At 69.8% G+C, this 19,572-nt stretch carries 21 protein-coding genes; 7 read left to right on the top strand and 14 right to left on the bottom strand.

Features of this window, described 5'->3' with window-relative positions:
- Window positions 1-59 precede the first annotated feature (59 nt).
- Together FM119_RS05565 and FM119_RS05560 are read right to left on the bottom strand one after the other, a co-directional pair.
- Complete coding sequence (locus FM119_RS05565; RefSeq protein WP_087136690.1) at window positions 60-311, bottom strand: type B 50S ribosomal protein L31; 252 nt, start codon at window positions 309-311, stop codon at window positions 60-62.
- A 104-nt stretch (window positions 312-415) separates the two neighbouring features.
- On the bottom strand, window positions 416-1,204 hold the full coding sequence (locus tag FM119_RS05560; RefSeq protein ID WP_087136689.1) for an ABC transporter ATP-binding protein: 789 nt from the start codon (window positions 1,202-1,204) through the stop codon (window positions 416-418).
- 173 nt (window positions 1,205-1,377) lie between these two features.
- Here FM119_RS05560 and serB point away from each other — a divergent pair, with 173 nt between their 5' ends.
- On the top strand, window positions 1,378-2,031 hold the full coding sequence (serB, locus tag FM119_RS05555; RefSeq protein ID WP_087136688.1) for a phosphoserine phosphatase SerB: 654 nt from the start codon (window positions 1,378-1,380) through the stop codon (window positions 2,029-2,031).
- Between the two features lie 94 nt (window positions 2,032-2,125).
- Here serB and FM119_RS05550 read toward each other — a convergent pair whose 3' ends face one another.
- Window positions 2,126-2,842 carry a beta-ketoacyl-ACP reductase gene (locus FM119_RS05550; protein ID WP_087136687.1) on the bottom strand — a complete coding sequence of 239 codons (717 nt, stop codon included), beginning with the start codon at window positions 2,840-2,842 and terminating at the stop codon, window positions 2,126-2,128.
- Between the two features lie 77 nt (window positions 2,843-2,919).
- Here FM119_RS05550 and FM119_RS05545 point away from each other — a divergent pair, with 77 nt between their 5' ends.
- The 3 genes from FM119_RS05545 to FM119_RS05535 are packed head-to-tail and all read left to right on the top strand — an operon-like array spanning window position 2,920 to window position 4,444.
- Window positions 2,920-3,327, top strand: a complete 408-nt coding sequence (locus FM119_RS05545) for a DUF3099 domain-containing protein (RefSeq protein WP_087136686.1) — start codon at window positions 2,920-2,922, stop codon at window positions 3,325-3,327.
- The gene (locus FM119_RS05540) at window positions 3,324-3,596 is read left to right on the top strand and encodes a hypothetical protein (protein WP_245827295.1); all 273 of its coding nucleotides are present in this window, start codon (window positions 3,324-3,326) and stop codon (window positions 3,594-3,596) included. The genes FM119_RS05545 and FM119_RS05540 overlap by 4 nt, the downstream gene beginning before the upstream one ends.
- Complete coding sequence (locus FM119_RS05535; protein WP_087136685.1) at window positions 3,593-4,444, top strand: SURF1 family cytochrome oxidase biogenesis protein; 852 nt, start codon at window positions 3,593-3,595, stop codon at window positions 4,442-4,444. The genes FM119_RS05540 and FM119_RS05535 overlap by 4 nt, the downstream gene beginning before the upstream one ends.
- 9 nt (window positions 4,445-4,453) lie before the next feature.
- Here FM119_RS05535 and FM119_RS05530 read toward each other — a convergent pair whose 3' ends face one another.
- The 4 genes from FM119_RS05530 to FM119_RS05515 all read right to left on the bottom strand — a co-directional run bounded on the left by FM119_RS05530 (window position 4,454) and on the right by FM119_RS05515 (window position 9,447).
- Window positions 4,454-5,497: a methionine synthase gene (locus tag FM119_RS05530; RefSeq protein WP_087136684.1), complete on the bottom strand. Its 1,044-nt coding sequence runs from the start codon at window positions 5,495-5,497 to the stop codon at window positions 4,454-4,456.
- A gap of 75 nt (window positions 5,498-5,572) precedes the next feature.
- Window positions 5,573-6,580, bottom strand: coding sequence for a putative oxygenase MesX (locus tag FM119_RS05525; protein WP_087136683.1), 1,008 nt, complete (start codon window positions 6,578-6,580; stop codon window positions 5,573-5,575).
- A gap of 244 nt (window positions 6,581-6,824) precedes the next feature.
- Window positions 6,825-7,790 (bottom strand): LysR family transcriptional regulator, encoded by a 966-nt coding sequence (locus tag FM119_RS05520; RefSeq protein ID WP_087136682.1) that lies wholly within the window; start codon window positions 7,788-7,790, stop codon window positions 6,825-6,827.
- Window positions 7,791-7,848: 58 nt separating this feature from the next.
- Window positions 7,849-9,447 (bottom strand): ABC-F family ATP-binding cassette domain-containing protein, encoded by a 1,599-nt coding sequence (locus FM119_RS05515; protein WP_087136681.1) that lies wholly within the window; start codon window positions 9,445-9,447, stop codon window positions 7,849-7,851.
- Window positions 9,448-9,572: 125 nt separating this feature from the next.
- On the opposite strand from FM119_RS05515, the gene FM119_RS05510 reads away from it, so the two are divergent.
- Window positions 9,573-10,190 (top strand): biotin transporter BioY, encoded by a 618-nt coding sequence (locus FM119_RS05510; RefSeq protein ID WP_087136680.1) that lies wholly within the window; start codon window positions 9,573-9,575, stop codon window positions 10,188-10,190.
- A 266-nt stretch (window positions 10,191-10,456) separates the two neighbouring features.
- Here the strand turns inward: FM119_RS05510 and FM119_RS05505 are convergent, their stop codons facing one another.
- From FM119_RS05505 to sufB, 6 genes are all read right to left on the bottom strand, one after another.
- Window positions 10,457-11,626, bottom strand: a complete 1,170-nt coding sequence (locus FM119_RS05505; RefSeq protein WP_087136679.1) for a MalY/PatB family protein — start codon at window positions 11,624-11,626, stop codon at window positions 10,457-10,459.
- 130 nt (window positions 11,627-11,756) lie between these two features.
- Window positions 11,757-12,086 (bottom strand): metal-sulfur cluster assembly factor, encoded by a 330-nt coding sequence (locus tag FM119_RS05500; protein WP_087136678.1) that lies wholly within the window; start codon window positions 12,084-12,086, stop codon window positions 11,757-11,759.
- 9 nt (window positions 12,087-12,095) lie between these two features.
- Entirely contained in the window at window positions 12,096-12,860 is a 765-nt protein-coding gene (sufC, locus tag FM119_RS05495) for a Fe-S cluster assembly ATPase SufC (protein ID WP_087136677.1), read from the bottom strand.
- 2 nt (window positions 12,861-12,862) lie between these two features.
- Window positions 12,863-13,168, bottom strand: coding sequence for a non-heme iron oxygenase ferredoxin subunit (locus FM119_RS05490; RefSeq protein ID WP_245827293.1), 306 nt, complete (start codon window positions 13,166-13,168; stop codon window positions 12,863-12,865).
- 17 nt (window positions 13,169-13,185) lie between these two features.
- Window positions 13,186-14,394, bottom strand: a complete 1,209-nt coding sequence (sufD, locus tag FM119_RS05485) for a Fe-S cluster assembly protein SufD (RefSeq protein WP_087136675.1) — start codon at window positions 14,392-14,394, stop codon at window positions 13,186-13,188.
- Complete coding sequence (sufB, locus tag FM119_RS05480) at window positions 14,394-15,812, bottom strand: Fe-S cluster assembly protein SufB (RefSeq protein ID WP_087136674.1); 1,419 nt, start codon at window positions 15,810-15,812, stop codon at window positions 14,394-14,396. Before sufB ends, sufD begins: the two co-directional genes overlap by 1 nt.
- Before the next feature lie 252 nt (window positions 15,813-16,064).
- On the opposite strand from sufB, the gene FM119_RS05475 reads away from it, so the two are divergent.
- Window positions 16,065-17,021 carry a COX15/CtaA family protein gene (locus tag FM119_RS05475; protein ID WP_218778727.1) on the top strand — a complete coding sequence of 319 codons (957 nt, stop codon included), beginning with the start codon at window positions 16,065-16,067 and terminating at the stop codon, window positions 17,019-17,021.
- 127 nt (window positions 17,022-17,148) lie between these two features.
- On the opposite strand, the gene FM119_RS05470 is transcribed toward FM119_RS05475, so the two are convergent.
- Entirely contained in the window at window positions 17,149-18,528 is a 1,380-nt protein-coding gene (locus tag FM119_RS05470) for an MFS transporter (protein WP_087136673.1), read from the bottom strand.
- A gap of 55 nt (window positions 18,529-18,583) precedes the next feature.
- Here FM119_RS05470 and FM119_RS05465 point away from each other — a divergent pair, with 55 nt between their 5' ends.
- Entirely contained in the window at window positions 18,584-19,552 is a 969-nt protein-coding gene (locus FM119_RS05465) for an ArsR/SmtB family transcription factor (protein WP_087136672.1), read from the top strand.
- Window positions 19,553-19,572: the final 20 nt, after the last annotated feature.

Here is a 19,572-nt window from a genome sequence, read left to right as displayed (position 1 = left end):
CGGTCACCCGATGGTGACCGCCCCGCCGTCTGCCGCCGCTCGCTGAGCGACGATGGTGGCTACTTGCCGAAGTTCTTGAAGCGCTGGTTGAACTTCTCGACGCGGCCGGCCGAGTCGAGGATGCGCTGCTTGCCGGTGTAGAACGGGTGCGACTCCGAGGAGATCTCGACGTCGATCACGGGGTAGCTGTTGCCGTCTTCCCACTCGATCGTCTTGTCGCTTGACACGGTCGAACGGGTCAGGAACGTCGAGCCCGAGGCGAGGTCACGGAACACAACCGGGGCGTACTCGGGGTGGATGGCGGTCTTCATAGGGACTTCCTTGTTGATCATCGGGGATAGAGACGTCTGCACCTGAACGGCCAGAAAGAATCGCGGCACCAGGCCACTGAGCTACTTTAGCAGACGTGAGGGCGTCATGCTCGGCGGGCGCGCGCGGCGAAACGGCCGTCGGAGACGGACAGCTCGACGGGGAGCCCGAACGTCGACTCGAGGCTCGCCTCGGTGATGGCCTCGTCGAGGGGGCCGGCGGAGACGATCCTGCCGTCGGCGATGAGCAGGCCGTGGGTGAAGCCGACGGGGATCTCCTCGACGTGGTGCGTGACCATGACGATCGCCGGCGCCGCGGCGGAGCTGGCGTAGCCGCCGAGCAGGCCGATCAGCTCCTCCCTCGCGCCGAGGTCGAGGCTCGCGGCCGGCTCGTCGAGCAGCAACAGCTCGGGGTCGGTCATCACGGAGCGGGCGATCTGGACGCGCTTCTGCTCGCCGTCGCTGAGGGTGCCGAAGTTGCGGTCGGCGAGATCGGTCAGGCCCCACTCGGCCAGGACCCGACGCGCGCGGCGGATGTCGAGCTCCTCGTAGTCCTCGTTCCAGCGGCCGGTGACGGCGAACGCCGCCGTGACGACCGCGTTGAGGACCGTCTCGTTCTGCGGGAGCCGCCGGGCCAGCGTGGAGGTGGCGAAGCCGATGCGGGGCCGCAGCTCGAACACGTCGGACTGGCCGATCGTCTCGCCGAGCACGTCGACTCGGCCGGAGCTGGCGTGCAGCTGAGTGCTGGCGACCTGCAGCAGCGTGGACTTGCCCGCACCGTTTCGCCCGAGGATCACCCAGCGTTCCCCGTCCGCCACGCTCCAGCTCACGTCGTCGAGGATGGTCGTCCCGGATCGGACGACGGACACGTCACGCAGCTGCAGAACATTCGCCATGGTCTCTAGCCTAGCGATCCCCGGCGGCCGGACGCTGCTGCTGTGCGGAGCGTCGGCGCCATCGGACGCGATCGGTCGGGACGGTTTCCGTGCGCGCTATTGTCGAGCTGGTCGCGTGCGCCCGGCTGCCCGTCGTGCGGTCGCGTGACCATTCGATCGAGAGGACTCCCCCGATGACCACTCCCCCGTCAGCCCCGGCCCGCTTCCTCGTCGTCCTCGACGCCGACTCGACGCTGTTGGCCTCGGAGGCGATCGAGGAGCTCGCGGAGGAGGCGGGGACCAGGGACAGGGTCGCGGAGGTGACGACGCGGGCGATGCGGGGGGAACTGGACTTCGCCGCGAGCCTCCGCGAGCGGGTGGCGACACTCGCCGGACTCGACGAGGGTGTCTTCGCCCGCACGATCGCTCGGGTCGAGCCGAACCCCGGTGCGCATGAGCTCATTGCGGCGGTGCACGATGCCGGCGGTCGTGTCGGTGTCGTGTCGGGGGGCTTCCACGAGGTGCTCGACCCGATCGCTGACGGCCTGGGGGTCGACGTCGTCAGGGCGAACCGGCTCGAGGTCGAGGGCGGGCGGCTGACCGGACGTGTCACCGGGCCGGTCATCGATGCGGCGGCGAAGGCGGAGACGCTGATCGAGTGGACTGCGCGATACGGGCTGCCCCCGGTGAGGGCTGTGGCGGTCGGCGACGGCGCCAATGACCTGGAGATGATGGCCGTGGCCGGGCTCTCCGTGGCCTTTAACGCGAAGCCGGCCGTGCGCCGGCGCGCGGGCATCGTCGCGGGGCGCGTCGACCTGGCCCAGCTGATCTCCGTGCTGGGGATCTGAGCCGGAGAGTCACCACCGTCGCCGGGCATCGCCCGCCCCGGCCCTCAGCGGGGGCGGGTAGCCCCGCATCGGGGCGCCCCTCGCGGGGGATCCCTTAGTGCCCCATGCCGAGACCGCCGTCGACAGGGATCACGGCGCCGGAGATGTAGCCGGCCTCGTCGCCTGCGACCCAGCGGACCACGCGCGCGACCTCGTCCGGCGTGGCGAAGCGCGCGGCGGGGATCGTGCTGAGGTACTGCTTCTGGGTGTCCTCGGGCAGCGCGTCGGTCATGTCCGTCTGGATGAAGCCGGGGGCGACGACGTTCGCCGTGATCCCCCGTGCACCGAGCTCACGGGTCAGCGAGCGCGCCATCCCGACCAGGCCCGCCTTCGAGGCGGCGTAGTTGACCTGTCCGGGCGAGCCGTACAGGCCGACGACGGAGGAGATCAGCACGATGCGGCCGAAGCGCTTGCGGATCATCCCGGTCGCGGCGCGCTTGACGACGCGGAAGGCGCCGCCGAGGTTGGTGTCCACGACGTCGGTGAAGTCCTCGTCGCTCATCCGCATGAGCAGGGTGTCCCTGGTGATGCCCGCGTTGGCGACGAGGACCTCGACCGGTCCGAGTTCGGCCTCGATGCGGGTGAACGCCGCGTCCACGCTCGCGCTGTCGGTGACGTCGGCGGCGACGGTGAGCGAACCGGCGGGGCCTTCCCCGCTCCTGGCCGTCACGGCGACCCGGTGCCCCTCGCGGATGAACTCCTCGGCGATGGCGTAGCCGATGCCGCGGTTTCCGCCGGTGACGAGAACGGTTCGGGGCGTCGTGGTGGTCATGGTCCTCTTCTCTCGGGTGGGCAATGGCGGGCGCGCATCCCGTCCATCGTGTCGGATGGACGTAGGCTGGTCATGGAATGAAACGCCCATCGATCACATCGCTGCCCGCGTCGCCGAGCGACGACCGCAGGGCCAGGATGCGAACCTACTCCATCATGATGGCGATCAGGCTCGTGTGCCTGTTCGCCCTGCTCTTCGTGCGCGGATGGTGGGTGTGGATCTGTGTGGCCGGTGCGGTCTTCCTTCCCTACATCGCCGTGATGCTCGCCAACGCGACAGCCTCCCCCGTCGGCTCCGAGGTCGACACGCCGGGCAGCATCGTCCGTGCCGGCGCCGGCGCTGGCGCTGAAACCGGGCTCGGCGATGACGGGCCGGGCTCGGACGGGGCTGCCGCCGACCCCGCAGGCCAGGCTCCCTCCCCTGACGACGGCGCGTCGTCCGGTGACGGTCCGCACGGCACCCCCGGCGAGCGGGGTCGATCGTGAGCCTGCTCAACGCGCTCGGCGGGGCCCCCGAGCGGTACACCTGCTCCCGTGCGCGGTGCACCGCGCGGGCGCGGACCACGATCCTCTGGCGCAACCCCGCGATCCACAGCGAGGACAGGACGAAGGCCTGGCTGGCCTGCGACGAGCACCTGGAGTACCTGGACGGCTTCCTGCGCTCCCGCGGCTTCCCTGTGCGGCACGAGCGCATCCCCGACGGGGTTCGCGCGGGCGACGACGGGGCAACGACGACGGAAGAGGAATCGCGATGATCGGTTGGAGGTTCCTCCTCTCCGCGCGCTGGGGCGGCTACCTGGCGCTCGCGATGGTGTTCGCCATCGTGTGCTGCCTCCTCGGCAACTGGCAGTTCGCCCGCAGAGCGGAGGCGCGGATCGAGATCGACCGCATCCTCGGCAATTACGACGCGACCCCCGTCCCGCTCGCCGACGCCATGCCGGACGCCGACAGCTTCTCCCCCGACGACAAGTGGCTGCCCGTAGAGGTGACGGGCGAGTATCTCGTCGACGAGCAGATGCTCGTGCGCAACCGGCCGCGCAGCGGAACACCGGGGTTCGAGGTGCTCGTGCCGTTCCAGACGACCGGCGGCGCGGTGTTCCTCGTGGACAGGGGATGGCTCACCATCGGCAACCTTCAGGACACGCCCGACGTGGTTCCGGAGGCCCCCGGCGGTGAGATCACCGTGGTCGCCCGGCTGAAGGCGGCCGAGCCGGCGCTCGCCGGGCGGACGGCGCCGGAGGGCCAGGTCGCGACGATCGAGGTCCCGGCGATCCTCGATGAGCTGGGCCACGACGGCTACACCGCCGCGTACGGTCTCCTCGTCTCCGAGACACCCGCCCCCGGCGGCGTCCAGCCCGCGCTGAACCTCGAGCCCGTCCTCGACGAGGGGCCGCACCTGTCCTACGCCGTGCAGTGGTACATCTTCGCCCTGCTCGGCTTCGGCGGCCTCGCCTATGCCGCCAGGCAGGAGTACCGCACGCTCAACGAGGACGACCCCGCGGAGCAGGAGCGGGCCAGGCAGCGCAGGGAGAAGCGCGAGCGCGGCCCCCGCAGCGACGCGGACATCGAGGACGCCCTGCTGGACGGCGACCGCGAACGCTGAGCCCGTCGGCTAGGCGCCCGGCGATCCTGCGGACAGCTCGTCGCGGAGCAGCTGAGCGCCCTGCACGAGCGCGACCATCTTGTCCCTGGCGACAGCACGGGAGAGCGGGGCCATGCCGCAGTTCGTGCTCGGGATCAGCTTGTCCGCGTCGACGTAGGGCAGGGCACTGCGCAGCGTCGCGGCGACGTCCTCCGGTGACTCGATGTCAGAGCTGGCGACGTCGATCGCGCCGAGCATGACCTTCTTCCCGCGCAGCAGCTCGACGACCTCCACGGGGACACGCGAGTTGTGGCTCTCCAGCGACACGATGTCGAGCGTGGAACGCTGCAGCAGGGGGAACGACTCCTCGTACTGGCGCCACTCGGCCCCGAGGGTCGCCTTCCAGTCGGTGTTGGCCTTGATGCCGTAGCCGTAACAGATGTGCACGGCCGTCTCGCAGCGCAGGCCCTCGGTCGCCCGCTCCAGCGCCGCGACGCCCCAGTCCTTCAGCTCGTCGAAGAACACGTTGAACGCCGGCTCGTCGAACTGGATGATGTCGACGCCCGCGGCCTCGAGCTCCTTCGCCTCCTGGTTGAGGATCGTGGCGAACTCCCACGCCAGCTGCTCACGGCTGCGGTAGTGGTCGTCGTAAAGGGTGTCGATCATCGTCATCGGGCCGGGAAGGGCCCACTTGATCGGCTGGGAGGTGAGCGCCCTCAGCCGGGCGGCGTCCTCGGCGAAGACCGGGTGCTCGCGGCTGACCGCGCCGACCACCGTGGGCACGCTCGCGTCGTAGCGGTTGCGGATCCGCACCGTCTCGCGCCGGTCGAAGTCGACGCCGCTGAGGTGCTCGATGAAGGTGGTGACGAAGTGCTGCCGGGTCTGCTCGCCGTCGCTGATGATGTCGAGCCCCGCACGGCGCTGCTCGTCGGCGGCGAGAGCCAGCGCATCGAGGCGGCCCTCGGCGAGCTCGTCACCGGAGAGCTTCCACGGCGACCAGAGCTTCTCCGGCTCGGACAGCCAGGACGGCTTGGGGAGACTGCCGACGAGAGCGGTGGGCAGGAGAGCGTTCATCTGTGGGTCCTCGTGTGTGTGGTGCGCGTCTGCGCGGGCGATGCGGTGCGGTGGTGCGGTGGTGCGCGCGGTCGCTCAGACCGCGGCGGCGGTGGCGTTCGCGCCGTCACTCGCGGCGACCCATTGCTCCAGCACGGTGCCGTACGGCTGCATCAGGTTGAGCTCGGTGAAACGGCCCTGCGTCGTGGCGAGCTGGCTGCGCTCCACGCGGTCGTACTCGACCTGCGTCGGCGAGAAGTCGTCGTTGCTCAGGCTCGGACGGTAGATCGCGGGCGCGGCCGCGTTCGCGTTGTAGATCTCCGGGCGGTAGATCCGCTGGAACGACTCCATGGTGGCGATGGTGCCGGCCAGCGCGAGGTTGCTGTAGTCGTTCAGCAGGTCGCCCCGGTGGTAGAACGCCAGCGGCGCGACGGCTCCGCGCGGCATGAAGTAGCGCACCGTGAGGCCCATCCGGCCGAAGTACTGGTCGGTCAGCGAGTAGTCGTCCTGCTGGTACTCGACGCCGAGGACCGGGTGCTCGTTGGCGAGCCGGCGGTAGCTGCGCGAGGTCGACACGCTGATGCAGATGACCGGCGACTGCGGGAACCGGGCGCGGTACGCCTCCGAGTCGAGGAAGCGCTGGAACAGCCGGCCGTGCAGCTCGCCGAAGTCGGCGGGGATCCCCGCATCCGGCGCGCCGGCCCTGTGCTCGGGCAGGAGGACGCTGAAGTCGTAGTCGCGGATGTAGGAGGAGAAGTTGTTGCCGACGATCCCGGGCGACCGCTCCCCCGTCGTCGTGTCGAGGACGGTGACGTCCAGGACCTCGATCAGCGGGAAGGCGGTCTCGGCCCCCGCCTGGTCGATGTGCAGGTCGACCGAGACGATGTCCAGTTCGAGCCGGTAGCGGTCGCGGGTCGGGTTGTCCCAGTTCGCGAGGTCGTTGAAGCGGTTGTCGATCATGGCGACGGCGTTGCGGAGGTTCTGCTTCCGGTGCTCGCCACGCGCCAGGTTGGCGAAGTTGGTGGTGCTGCGCGAGCTGGCGGACGGCGAGTAGTCCTCGTCGAAGCGGGTGGTGCTGATGCTGAACGTACAGTCGCTTGTCATGGTGGTCTGCTGCCTCAATCTCTTCGGGCGGTCGGCGAATCCGGCGGTCGGGGAATCCGGCCGTCACGCTCGCACCGCGCACGTCTGGGTGACGGCGCCGCGTGGGTCCGCACCCCGGGTGACTGAGGGCTCTCGGCCCGGGATTTCGCCGTCATCTGCCGCGTTCCGCGGCGTGATTTCAGTGTATGGGCAGGCGCGAGCCATAGCCTCATCGGGAGTAACGATGCGTAGCTCTAGTGAACGACTATGGGGTGTCGTCGCCGAGGAGCTGGACGCCGAACCCCGAGACGACCGCGCGCATCTCCTCGACGAAACGCTGCGCCTGCGCCGACAGCGCGGTCGCCGACTGGCCGATCCAGCCGATCTCGATCCGCTCGTCCACCTCGAGCGGGACGGCGACGATCGAGGGGTCCAGGTCGTCCGAGATGATGCCGGTCGAGATGGTGTACCCGCCCAGCCCGATCATCAGATTGAAGATCGTCGCACGATCGCTGACCCGGATGTCCTGCCGCGACGACCGGGTGGAGAGGATCTCCTCCGCGAAGTAGAAGGAGTTGTTGGCCCCCTGGTCGAAGGTGAGCCGCGGCAGCTGCTCGAGGTCGTCGAGCGTGACCTGATCGCGGCCGGAGAGCGGGTTCGACCTGGCGATGAAGATGTGCGGCGTCGCGAGGAACAGCGGCCGGAACACCAGGCCGGAGTCGCGCAGAAGCTTGTCGATGACGTTGCGGTTGAAGTCGTTGCGGTACAGCACGCCCAGCTCGCTGCGCAGCGTGCGGACGTCCTCGATGATGTCCCAGGTGCGCGTCTCTCGCAGGCTGAAGGCGTACTCGGGGGCGTCGGTGGCCTTCACCATCCGAACGAAGGCGTCGACGACGAAGGAGTAGTGCTGCGTCGAGACCGCGAGAAGCCGCTTCGACGGGGGTCGGCCGAGGTACCGCTGCTCCAGCAGCTCAGCCTGCTCGACCACCTGACGGGCGTAGCCAAGGAACTCCGCCCCGTCCTCCGTGAGCGTCACCCCGCGGGCCGAGCGGACGAACAGCACGGCGCCGACCCGGGCCTCGAGGTCCTTCAGTGCCGCCGACATCGTCGGCTGTGACACGTAGAGCAGGTCGGCGGCGGCACTGATCGAGCCCTCCGCGGCCACCTCGACGAAGTACCTGAGCTGCTGGAGCGTGATCCCCCGCCCCGTTCCCAATCTGTCCTTCGCCATAGCTCAACGCTATCCCACGGCGCCGCGGGGGCGAGCCGACCGATGGGCGGGGCGGGTGCTACGCGAGTGAGATCAGGTCCGCGTAGTCCTTGTTCCAGTGGTCCTCGACGCCGTCGGGCATGATGAGCACCCGCTCCGGGTTGAGCGCCTCGACGGCGCCCTCGTCGTGGCTGACCAGGACGACGGAGCCCTCGTAGTGCGCGAGCGCGTCGAGGATCTCCTCGCGGCTGGCGGGGTCGAGGTTGTTCGTCGGCTCGTCGAGGAGTAGCACGTTCGCCGCCGAGACGACGAGCATCGCCAGGGCGAGCCGGGTCTTCTCCCCACCGGAGAGGACCCCGGCCGGCTTGTGCACGTCGTCGCCGACGAACAGGAACGAGCCGAGCACCTTGCGGGCCTCCGTCTCGGTCAGGTTCGGCGAGGCGGACACCATGTTCGACAGGACCGAGCGATCGGTGTCGATGGTCTCGTGCTCCTGGGCGTAATAGCCGACCTTCAGGCCGTGACCGGCGATGATCTCGCCCGTGTCCGGCGTGTCCACTCCGGCGAGGATGCGCAGCATCGTGGTCTTGCCCGCACCGTTGAGACCGAGGATCACGACGCGGGAGCCCCGGTCGATGGCCAGGTCGACCGCCGTGAAGATCTCGAGCGATCCGTAGCTCTTCGACAGCTCCCTGCCCAGCAGCGGCGTCTTCCCGCTCGGCGCCGGCTTCGGGAAGCGCAGCTTGGCCACGCGGTCCGCGGCCCGCACCTCCTCCAGGCCGGAGAGCATCTTCTCCGCCCTGGCGACCATCTGGTGCGCCGCCGCGGCCTTGGAGGCCTTCGCCCCGAACTTCGCCGCCTGCTGCTGCAGGGCCGTGGCCTTCTTCTCGACGTTGGTGCGCTCCTTGCGCCTGCGCTCCTCGTCGGCGGCGCGCTGCCGCTGGTAGTTCTTCCAGTTCATGTTGTAGACGTCGATGACGGTGCGGTTCGCGTCCAGGTAGAACACCCGGTTCACGGTCTCGCCCACCAGCTCGACGTCGTGGCTGATCATGACGACCCCGCCGGAGTACGCCTGGATGAACTCGCGCAGCCAGACGACGGAGTCGGCGTCGAGGTGGTTGGTCGGCTCGTCGAGGAGCATCGTGTCCGCGCCGGAGAACAGGATGCGTGCCAGTTCGATGCGGCGACGCTGACCGCCGGAGAGGGTCTTGAGCTCCTGGTCGAGGATGTGGTCGGGCAGGTTGAGGTTGGAGGCGATCGATGCGGCCTCAGCCTCGGCAGCGTAGCCGCCGAGCGCCATGAAACGGTCCTCGGACCGGGCGTAGCGCCGCATCGCCTCGTCCGCGACGGCGGCATCCGGGTCACCCATGCGCTCGGTCGCCTGACGCATCGTCTCGACCAGGTGCCCGAGCCCCCTGGCGTCGAGGATTCGCTTGCGCGCGGTGTCCTCCGGGTTGCCCGACCGGGGGTCCTGCGGCAGGTAGCCGATCTCCCCCGAGGTGGTGATGGTGCCCGCGTTGGGCTGCAGCTCGCCGGCGAGGGTCTTCGTCAGTGTGGTCTTTCCGGCACCGTTCCTGCCGACGAGACCGACCTTGTCGCCCGCGGCGACGCGGAAGTTGACCCCCTCCATGAGCGTTCGCGCGCCCACGCGGATCTCGAGGTCCTGCACTGCAAGCACAGTCGTGCTCCATTCCTTTGTGGCGTTTCGACAACGGGGTGCCGGGGGTCAGCCTCCTAGTATAAAAGCTGCACCGGCCCCCGGATGACCGCTGCACCCCGATCACCCAGAAGAAGGAGCTGCCTGTGAGCTACGCCCCCGCCCTGACCCGTCCGGTTCTCGCCGACGTCCTGGTCCGCAACCGCAGCCTCGTCAGCGATGTGGCGCTCGTCGGTGCGGGTGCCGCGCTGGTCGCTCTGCTCGCGCAAGTCGAGGTCCCGATGTTCCCCGTGCCCATCACCGGGCAGACGCTCGGCGTCGTGCTCGTCGGCGCGGCGCTCGGTGCCAAGCGTGGTGCCATCGCGATGACGACGTACATGCTCCTCGCGGTTGCCGGCGCCCCCGTTCTGGCCGGATTCAGCGGCGGGCCCGCGAGTGTCCTTCTGCCGTCCTTCGGCTTCGTCCTCGGCTTCATCCCCGCCGCCGCCATCGCCGGCTGGTTCGCCGAACGCCGCTGGGACCGCTCCCTCGGCTGGGGCTTCCTCGGCTTCATCGCCGCGAGCGTCGTGCCGTTCCTCGTCGGGGTCCCCTACATGATGCTGATCCTCTCCACCGTCTTCGGCACGCCTGTCGGGCTCGGTGGCGCAATCGAGATGGGCGTGCTCCCCTTCGTCATCGGCGGTGTCGTCAAGGCAGCCCTCGCCGCTGCGTTGCTTCCGCTGGCCTGGCGGGGCGTCGCCGCGCTCGACCGCGACTCCGAGTAGCCGGACACGGCGGCACGCCGCCGATCGACCACGATGCGCCGTCCCCGAGGGGGCGGCGCATCGTCGTTGACGCGTGAAGTCGGGGTAGCTCGTCGGTTGCGTCTCGGGGTCTTCGTGCTCGGTGCCCCCTGTGCCGTGCCCCGGCCGGACTGCCCATTCGGCCCCCGCGTTGTCCCGGTGAGCAACCGCACCCGTGCCGGCACCACGCGGCCCGTGCCGGCACCACGCGGCCCGTGCCACAACCGGCGGCCCCCGGCCGCAACCGGTCAGACCCGCTCGGCGGCCCCCGGACGCAGCGAGGCGAGGCGTTCGACGACGACGCGGATGGTGTCAGGGTGGCAGCCGAGGTTGAGCCGGATGCAGCCCTCGCCCTCCCCGAAGGTCGGGCCGTGCCCGACGGCGACGCGTCCCTCGTCGAGGATCCGTTCTGCCGGGTCGCTCCCCCACCGTTCCGCGCCGAGATCCACCCAGGCCAGATAACCGGCCTCGGGGGTCCGGTACTGGGCCTCGGGAAGGTGCTCGGCGAGCAGCTCCCCCAGCAGCAGGCAGTTGCGCCGGACCGCGGCCCTGATCTCCGTGAGCCAGGCATCCCCGGAGGCGAACGCGGCCGAGGTCGCGATCGCGCCGAACTGACTCGTCCTCCACACCACCTCCTGCGGGAGGCCCAGGGCGACCGCACGGGTGCGCTCGGACTGCGTGACGATGAGCGCGCACTTCAGCCCGGGGATGTTGAAGCCCTTCGAACCGGCGTGCAGGGCGATGCCGTGCTCCCGTGCGGCCGGCGAGACGCTCGGGTAGGGAGGGAACACGACGCCGGGATGGGTGAGCGGAGCATGGATCTCGTCGCTGACGACCCACCCGTCGTGCCTCTCCACGACGGCGGACAGCGCGGCGAGCTCGGTGGCGGTGTGGACCACCCCGGTCGGGTTGTGCGGGTGGCAGAGCAGGAACACGCTGGCGCCGTCGGCGAAGGCCGCGTCGATGCCGTCGATGTCGAGCCGCAGCGCACCGTCCCGCTCCACGAGCGGGACGTGGACGGGCGTCGACCCGGCCTCGACGATCAGGTCGACGAAGGGGGCGTAGACGGGAGGCGTGATGACGACCCGACCGCCCTCGGGAAGGATGCGGCGGAGCGTCTCGACGATGGCGACGCTCACGTCCGTCGTCGCGGTCACGTCATCGGCGTCGACCGCCCAGGCCCAGTGCCGCTGAGCGAAACCGGCGAACGCGGCACGAACCGGGTTCGACGGCCCGTGGTACCCGCCCGTGTCGCCGAGCTCGACGGCCGCGTGCAGTGCCGTGCGGATCGGGGGCGCCAGCTCCACATCGAGCTCGGCCACGTGCAGGGGGATGACGTCCGCGGGGAATGCCCGCCACTTGCTGCTTGTGCGCTCACGCGCCTGTGCCTCGGTGAGAAAGATCGAACAGTCATCCATGTCTCGAGCGTATTGACGTGGCACGGCGGCAAGCCGCGGGGGTGTCATCTGACGAAACAGTGCGGGAGGGACGACGATCGTCTTCCCTCCCGCATCCTGGCCGCCCCGCGGCGTCCGCGCGTCCGCAGCGTCAGATGGCGAAGCCGAGCGCCCGCATCATGTCGCGGCCGTCGTCGGTGATCCGTTCGGGACCCCACGGCGGCATCCAGACCCAGTTGATGCGGAAGGAGTCGACGACCCCCTGCAGCGACTGGGCCGTCTGCTCCTCGAGCACGTCGGTCAACGGGCACCCGGCGGACGTGAGCGTCATGTGGATGACGAGCGCGTCATTCTCGTCGTCCCAGGCGAGGTCGTAGATCAGGCCCAGGTCGACGACGTTGATCCCCAGCTCGGGGTCCATGACGTCCTTCAAGGCCTCCTCGACCTCGTCGAACTTCTGCGGTGACAGCGTGGTGGTCATGCGGGAAGCCTACGCGTCCGTCGCTGCGCTGAGGTAGCGGTCGTAGCCCTCGTCCTCGAGCCGGTCGGCGAGCTCGGGGCCGCCCTCCTCCGCGACCTTGCCCGCGACGAAGACGTGCACGTGGTCGGGCTTGATGTAGCGGAGGATACGCGTGTAGTGGGTGATGAGGAGCACGCCGAGGTCGGTGTTCTCCTTGGCGCGGTTGACGCCCTCGGAGACGATCTTCAGCGCGTCGACGTCGAGCCCGGAGTCGGTCTCGTCGAGCACGGCGAAGTGGGGCTTGAGCAGCTCGAGCTGCAGGATCTCGTGGCGCTTCTTCTCGCCTCCGGAGAAGCCCTCGTTGACGTTGCGCTCGGCGAAGGACTTGTCCATGCGCAGCTTCGCCATGGAGGCGTTGACGTCCTTGATCCAGGAGCGGATCGCCGGCGCCTCGCCGTCGACGGCGGTCTTTGCGGTGCGGAGGAAGTTGGTCACGGTGACGCCGGGGATCTCGACGGGGTACTGCATCGCCAGGAACAGGCCCGCCCGCGCGCGCTCGTCGACGCTCATCTCGAGCACGTCCTCGCCGTCGAGCGTGATGCTGCCCGAGTCGACGGTGTAGCGCGGGTGCCCGGCGATCGTGTACGCGAGCGTGGACTTGCCCGAGCCGTTGGGGCCCATGATGGCGTGGGTCTCGCCGGAGCGGATGGTCAGGTCGACGCCGCGCAGGATCTCCTTGGTGCCCTGGTCGGTGTCGATGCTGACGTGGAGGTCTCGGATCTCGAGGACAGACATGATTAGGAAATCTCTTTCGTTACGGTCGGGTCGATGAAAATATCGCCGTCGGTGATCTGGACCACGTAGACGGGAACGGGTTCGTAGGCCGGAAGCGTGAGCGGCTTCCCTGTGCGGAGTGAGAACTGCGAGCCGTGCGCCCAGCACTCCAGGGTGTCGTCCTCGACGAACCCCTCGGACAGCGAGATGTCGCCGTGCGTGCAGGTGTCGCCGATCGCGTGGACGTCGCCCTGCCCGTCGAGCACCAGGGCGATCGGCACGCCGTCGACGAGGACGCGCTTGGCCTGGTTGACGGTGAGGTCGGTCACCGCGCAGACGCGGAGGCTCACGGTGCGGTGGCCGCGGAGCCGCCGCGCAGCTCGGCCTCGATCGCCTCCTCGAGGCGTGCCTCGAGCGCGGAGTCGCCGATCTGCTGGACGATCTCGATGAGGAAGCCGAGCACGACGAGCCGCCGCGCCTGGTCCTCGGGAATCCCCCTCGCCTGCAGGTAGAACAGCTGCTCGTCGTCGAAGCGGCCCGTCGCGCTCGCGTGGCCGGCGCCGGCGATGTCGCCCGTCTCGATCTCGAGGTTGGGGATCGAGTCGGCCCTGGTGCCGTCGGTGAGGACCAGGTTGCGGTTCTGCTCGTAGCTGTCGGTCGCGGTGGCGTCGCGCCCGATGAGCACGTCCCCGATCCAGACGGTGCGCGCGCCCGTCCCCTGCAGGGCGCCCTTGTAGCTGACGCGGCTGCGCGAGTTGGGGGCGTCGTGGTGTACGTAGACCTGCTGCTCGAGGTGCTGGCCGGCGTCGGCGAAGTACACGCCGAGCGCGTCGACGCCCGAGCCCTGCTCGGCCAGGTGGGTCGAGGGGTTCACCCTGACGACGCCGCCGCCGAGCGAGACGACCACGTGCTTGAGCGTGGCGTCACGCCCCACCCGGGCGAAGTGCGACGACAGGTGCACGGCGTCGTCGTCCCAGTCCTGCACGGTGACGACGGTGACGTGCGCGCCCTCGCCGACGACGACCTCGACGTTCTCGGTCAGGCGCGCGGTGCCGCTGTGGTCGAGGATGACGGTGCCCCGGCTGTGCGGGAGCGCCTCGACGACCACGTGGGCCGCCCGGGGGGCGCTGCCGAAGCCGTGCCGCCGAACGGTGGTGTTCTCGTCGCTCTCACCGTCGACCGTGATCGCGAGGACCTGCTCCGTGTTCGTCCACGCGGCGGCGGCGGCACGGTCCTCCGGGGTGCCGGCACGGCCGGTGCGCGCCTCGGTGCGGTCGACCCACGCGACGGTGGTGCCGGGCGCCGACACGACGTCGATGGGGGTGGGCCCTCCGTCGAGCGTCTCCGCGAGCAGGTCGCGGAAGCGGTCGACGGGGCTGAGCTTCCAGACGGCCTCGCGGCCGGTGACCTCGTCGAAGTCGCCGACAGAGGTGGAACGGAACCGCTCCGAGCGCGTCTGCACCGGGACGAACGCGCCGGCGCCGTCACTGTGCCGACGCAGGCCGTGCTGTCCCTCGGGAAGGGCAGTGGGTGATTCGGGGGCCTGGGTCGACATTAACCGACGGATCCTTCCATGCCCATCTCGATGAGCTTGTTGAGTTCGAGTGCGTATTCCATGGGCAGCTCACGGGCGATCGGCTCGATGAAGCCGCGCACGATCATCGACATGGCCTCCGTCTCGTCGAGGCCTCGGCTCATCAGGTAGAACAGCTGCTCCTCGCTGACGCGCGAGACCGTGGCCTCGTGCCCGAGCTGGACGTCGTCGACGCGGATGTCGATCGCGGGGTACGTGTCGCTGCGCGAGATCGTGTCGACGAGCAGGGCGTCGCAGACGACCGAGTTGGCGGAATGGTGCGCGTTCGGCTCCACGCGGACCTCGCCGCGGTAACCGGCCCGTCCGCCGCCGCGGGCGATCGACTTCGAGACGATCGACGACTGCGTGTACGGCGCCATGTGGATCATCTTCGCGCCGGCGTCCTGGTGCTGGCCGGGGCCGGCGAAGGCGACGGAGAGCGTCTCGCCCTTGGCGTGCTCCCCCATCAGGAAGATGGACGGGTACTTCATCGTCACCTTGGAGCCGATGTTGCCGTCGACCCACTCCATGGTCGCGCCCTCCGCGGCCGTGGCGCGCTTGGTGACCAGGTTGTAGACGTTGTTCGACCAGTTCTGGATCGTGGTGTACCGAACGCGGGCGTTCTTCTTCACGATGATCTCGACGACGGCAGAGTGCAGCGAGTCCGACTTGTAGATCGGCGCGGTGCAGCCCTCGATGTAGTGCACGTAGCTGCCCTCGTCGGCGATGATCAGCGTGCGCTCGAACTGACCCATGTTCTCCGTGTTGATGCGGAAATAGGCCTGCAGCGGGATCTCGACGTGGACGCCCTTGGGCACGTAGACGAAGGAGCCGCCCGACCACACCGCGGTGTTGAGCGCCGCGAACTTGTTGTCGCCGGAGGGGATGACGGTGCCGAAGTACTCCTCGAAGATCTCCGGGTACTCCTTGAGCGCCGTGTCCGTGTCGAGGAAGATCACGCCCTGCTCCTCCAGGTCCTCGCGGATCTGGTGGTAGACGACCTCGGACTCGTACTGCGCGGCGACACCGGCGACCAGGCGCTGGCGCTCGGCCTCGGGGATGCCGAGCCGCTCGTAGGTGTTGCGGATGTCCTCGGGCAGGTCCTCCCAGCTCTGGGCCTGCTTCTCCGTGGAGCGGACGAAGTACTTGATGTTGTCGAAGTCGATCTCGCTGAGGTCGGCGCCCCAGGTGGGCATCGGTTTGCGGTCGAACTGGGCGAGGGCCTTCATCCGGCGCTTGAGCATCCACTCGGGCTCGTCCTTGCGCGCCGAGATGTCGGCCACGACCTCGGGCGAGAGTCCGCGGCGGGCGGACGCGCCTGCCGCGTCCGAATCCGACCAGCCGAACTCGTAGACGCCGAGGCTCTCGAGTTCGGGTCGGTCAATGAGTACCTCTGACATGACTCCCTCTTTCTGCCGCTCACAAACAGGATCTCTGTCCGCGGCTGTCCCGCGCTGTCATCCGAGCGGGCTGTTCTGCGTCCCGCGCGGCGGAACTTACACTTGGTGTGACGGTGCCCGATCGAGTGCGTTGCGGAGCAACCACGCTCTCAGGCATCACCAGCCTCCGATTCTATCGCGTTTGGCTGGTGCCCGACAGGGCGACCGGCCGGTCGGGCCGGTCATTTCGAGGAGTTAAGGAAAGGCGCAATCGTGTCCACAGCATCCCCGACACCCCGGAGGCTCGCCCGCTGGCTGCCCGCGTCGATCGGCCCCGCCGCCCGCCGCTGGGGCTGGGCCAACCTCGTCGCCCAGACCGGCATCGTCGGCACCGGCGGACTCGTGCGCCTGACCGGCTCCGGCCTCGGCTGCCCGACCTGGCCCCGGTGCACCGCCGACTCCTACGTCGCGACCGCCGAGATGGGCATCCACGGCGTCATCGAGTTCGGCAACCGGCTGCTCACCTTCGTCCTGGTGATCATCGTGATCGGGCTGTTCCTCTCGGTCGTGCGATCGCGCCGTGACCGCCCTGAGCTGTTCGTGCTCACCATCCTCATCGGCGCGGGGATTCCGGCGCAGGCCGTGATCGGCGGCATCTCCGTCTGGACACAGCTGAAGCCGTACGTGGTTGGCCTGCACTTCGTCGTCAGCGTCGGTCTCGTCGCGCTCTCGACGGTGGTGCTCTTCCGCATCTACGGTCGCCCCGGCCCCCGGGCCCTGGCGGTGCCCGGGTGGTTCTTCGGTGTCACCCACCTGATGTCGGTCGCCGTCACGGTGACGATCCTCGTCGGCATCGTGACGACCGGCTCCGGTCCGCACGCCGGCGACGCCGGCGCCGCCAGGAACGGCCTCGACAGCGAGCTGCTGCAGCACATCCACAGCTGGCCGGCCTACCTGACTCTCGCCTTGACCGTCGTGCTGCTCGTCGCGGCGCAGGCGCGTCGGCTGCCGCCGCTGCGGTGGCTGTGGGCGCTGCTGGGCGTCGAGGTCGTCCAGATCGTCGTGGGGATCGTCCAGGCGCGGCTCGGGCTGCCCGCCTTCCTCGTCGGAGCGCACATGGTGCTCGCCTGCGTGCTGACCGCGGCCATGGTCGCGGTGATCATGAGCCTCAAGCAGCCGGTACGCCGGCTGGACGGGTCGGAACCCGCCCGGGTCGCCGAGACCGTCTGATCGTCCGGACTCGCCCCGGCCCCGCAGTCCGATTCCGGGGCTCGGACCTCGCGGCCGGGCCTCGCCCGACCGGACCGCCGTCGCGATTGCCGGCGGAGCGTGTCACGTTCAATCGCGCTGGCCGGGCTCAGCCCTGACGCCGGGGTACGGCGGCGCTGCGGGTCAGCGCGAACAGGCCGGCCCCCGCGGCAGTGAAGACGATCGCCAGGATGCCCCAGCCGACGGCCCCGAGCTCCACGGCGGTGCCGGTCACGAGTAGCGGAGCGACCATGATGCCTAACGCGGTTCCCGTGCCGAAGACACCCTGGTAGGCGCCGATGCTTCGCTGATCCGCCAGCTCGAAGCTCAGCGTCCAGCCGGCCGCCGCCGACATGACCTCGGTGAGCGAGTACCACACGGCCGTTCCGACCAGCAGGATCGTCACGCCGACGACGTCGAGCGACCCGGCCGCGGCCCACAGGCCGAAGGTGACGGCGAAGCCGATCCCGCTGAGAAGCATGATCCGGCCCGATGCGGCCACCGAGTCCGCGCGTCGCGACAGGGGAATCTGCAGTGCGATGACGACCACGGTGTTGATCACCAGCTGAGCGGCGACGAGGACGTCTGGTGCCCGCGTGTGGGCGACGAGCCAGAGCGGCACCCCCACCTCGAAGATCCCGAAGTGCAAGGAGACGACGCCGCACAGCACGGTGACGGCGAGGAACCGCGGGTCTTGCAGCGGTGAGCTCCCTCGCTCCCGCGCGCCATCGTTCCCGTCGCCCCCTCCGTCGCCCGCACGAACCCGACGGCTGTGCGGCGCATCCACCCGCCGGGAGTCGAGTCTGACGAGCAGAAAAGCCGCGGCGAGGTACACGATGCCGGCGAGGAAGAGCGCCACGCGGTACGACGCCGCTGTGCCGAGCGCGAGCGGGACGGCGGCGAGCCCCGTTCCCACGGCGATTCCCGCGTTCGTGATGGTGCGCAGCGTCGCCCTCACGCTCACGCGCATCGGTCCGGAGAAGCCACGCCCGATGATCGCGGACCGGACGGAGCCGGCCGCCTGCTGGCAGGCCGTCGCCAGGGAGGCGACGAGGATCAGGCTGACGATGTCGGTGATGAGGAGGTAGGCGGCCAGCGAGAGCCCCTGCGCGACGCTCACGCTGATCAGCAGTCGCCGTGCGCTGAGCCGATCCGCGAGGGCGCCTCCGAGGAACGACGAGACGACGCCGACTCCCCCGGCGACGCTCAGTGCCGCGCCGACGGTGAGCGGCGTGAGGCCGACGATCTGGTTGAGGTACAGCGCGGTCAGGGCGAAGAAGGCACCTCTGCCGACGGTCGACAGGGCGGTCACCGCGGCGAGGACACGCAGGGTGGGGTCGGCCCGGAGCAGCGATCGGAGTGTCCCGGCGGAGGGCGCTTCCTGTTCGGGGATCGGGACGGCCCCCGTCGTCGGCTCGGCCGTCGTCGGTGTGGCGGCACGGTCAGAGCGGTGCGTGTCGTTTGCGGGGTCGCGGCGGGTTCGGGGCATGTGTCAGTTCTGCCCTGGTCGCACGCCGTCCGCCACCGATGTAGCGTATAGCTTCATGCTCCGGTACCAGTTCGACGCCGCCGCGCTCTCCGCGGTGCGCTTCGGTATCTCGCCGCTGAACGAGATGGGCCTGGGCCTGCGCGCATTCCGCGCGCCGGAACGCTATCCGCTGCAGCACGGCTGGCTCCAGCGGATCGCCGACGTCCGACATCTTCTCGACGAGGAGATGCTCGCCGCACTCGTGGACGACCGTCGCTGGGTCGCCGATTTCGTCACTCCCCGGCCGACCGCCCCCGTCGGCGACATCGACGATGAGCTGGACACGCTCGCCTCCCTCACCCCCGAGCAGCTGGAGCGTGACCTCCGCGTCGTCCACGGTCGGATACCCCCGCCGTTCGTCGGCCGTCACGCCGACGTCATGGACCGGCTACTGACTGCACTGCGCCGCGCATGGCGGCTGTGCTTCGAGCCGCACTGGTCGCGGATGCGTGCCGTGCTCGAGGCCGACATCGCGCACAGGGGCAGGGTCATGGCGCGCGAGGGGATGATGTCCATGGTCGGAGGGCTCACCCCCGCCGTGCACTGGGCGGGGCACAGCCTCGACGTGACGTTGAGCGCGCCGTTCGGCCGCGATCGGCCGGTCGGCGTGGACGGGCTGACGCTCGCGCCGTCGGTGTTCGTGATCAACGCCTCCACGATGATCGACCTCGATCGCTCCCCCACGCTGATCTACCCCGCCCGCGGTCAGGGCGCCATGTGGGCGCCGCTCGACCGGTCCGCCCCCGGCGCGACCGATGCGCTGCTCGGGCCGACGCGCGCGGGACTGCTGTCGTCGCTGGCCGAGCCGCGATCGTCCACCGAGCTCGCCTTCTCGCTCGGGGTGAGCCCCTCGGCCGTCAACCAGCACCTCCGGGTGATGCACGCTGCCGGCCTCCTGAACAGGACCAGGCACGGTCGGAGCGTGCTGTACTACCGCAGCGCCCTCGGGGACGCGCTCCTGGCCGGTCGCGGCACGCGGATCTGAGCTGGCCCGGCTGCCGGGCA

The organism is Mycetocola reblochoni REB411, assembly GCF_900163835.1.
Lineage (GTDB): Bacteria > Actinomycetota > Actinomycetes > Actinomycetales > Microbacteriaceae > Mycetocola_B > Mycetocola_B reblochoni.
Note: the sequence above shows the minus strand (reverse complement) of the source record. Positions and strands in the feature narration are given on the sequence as shown.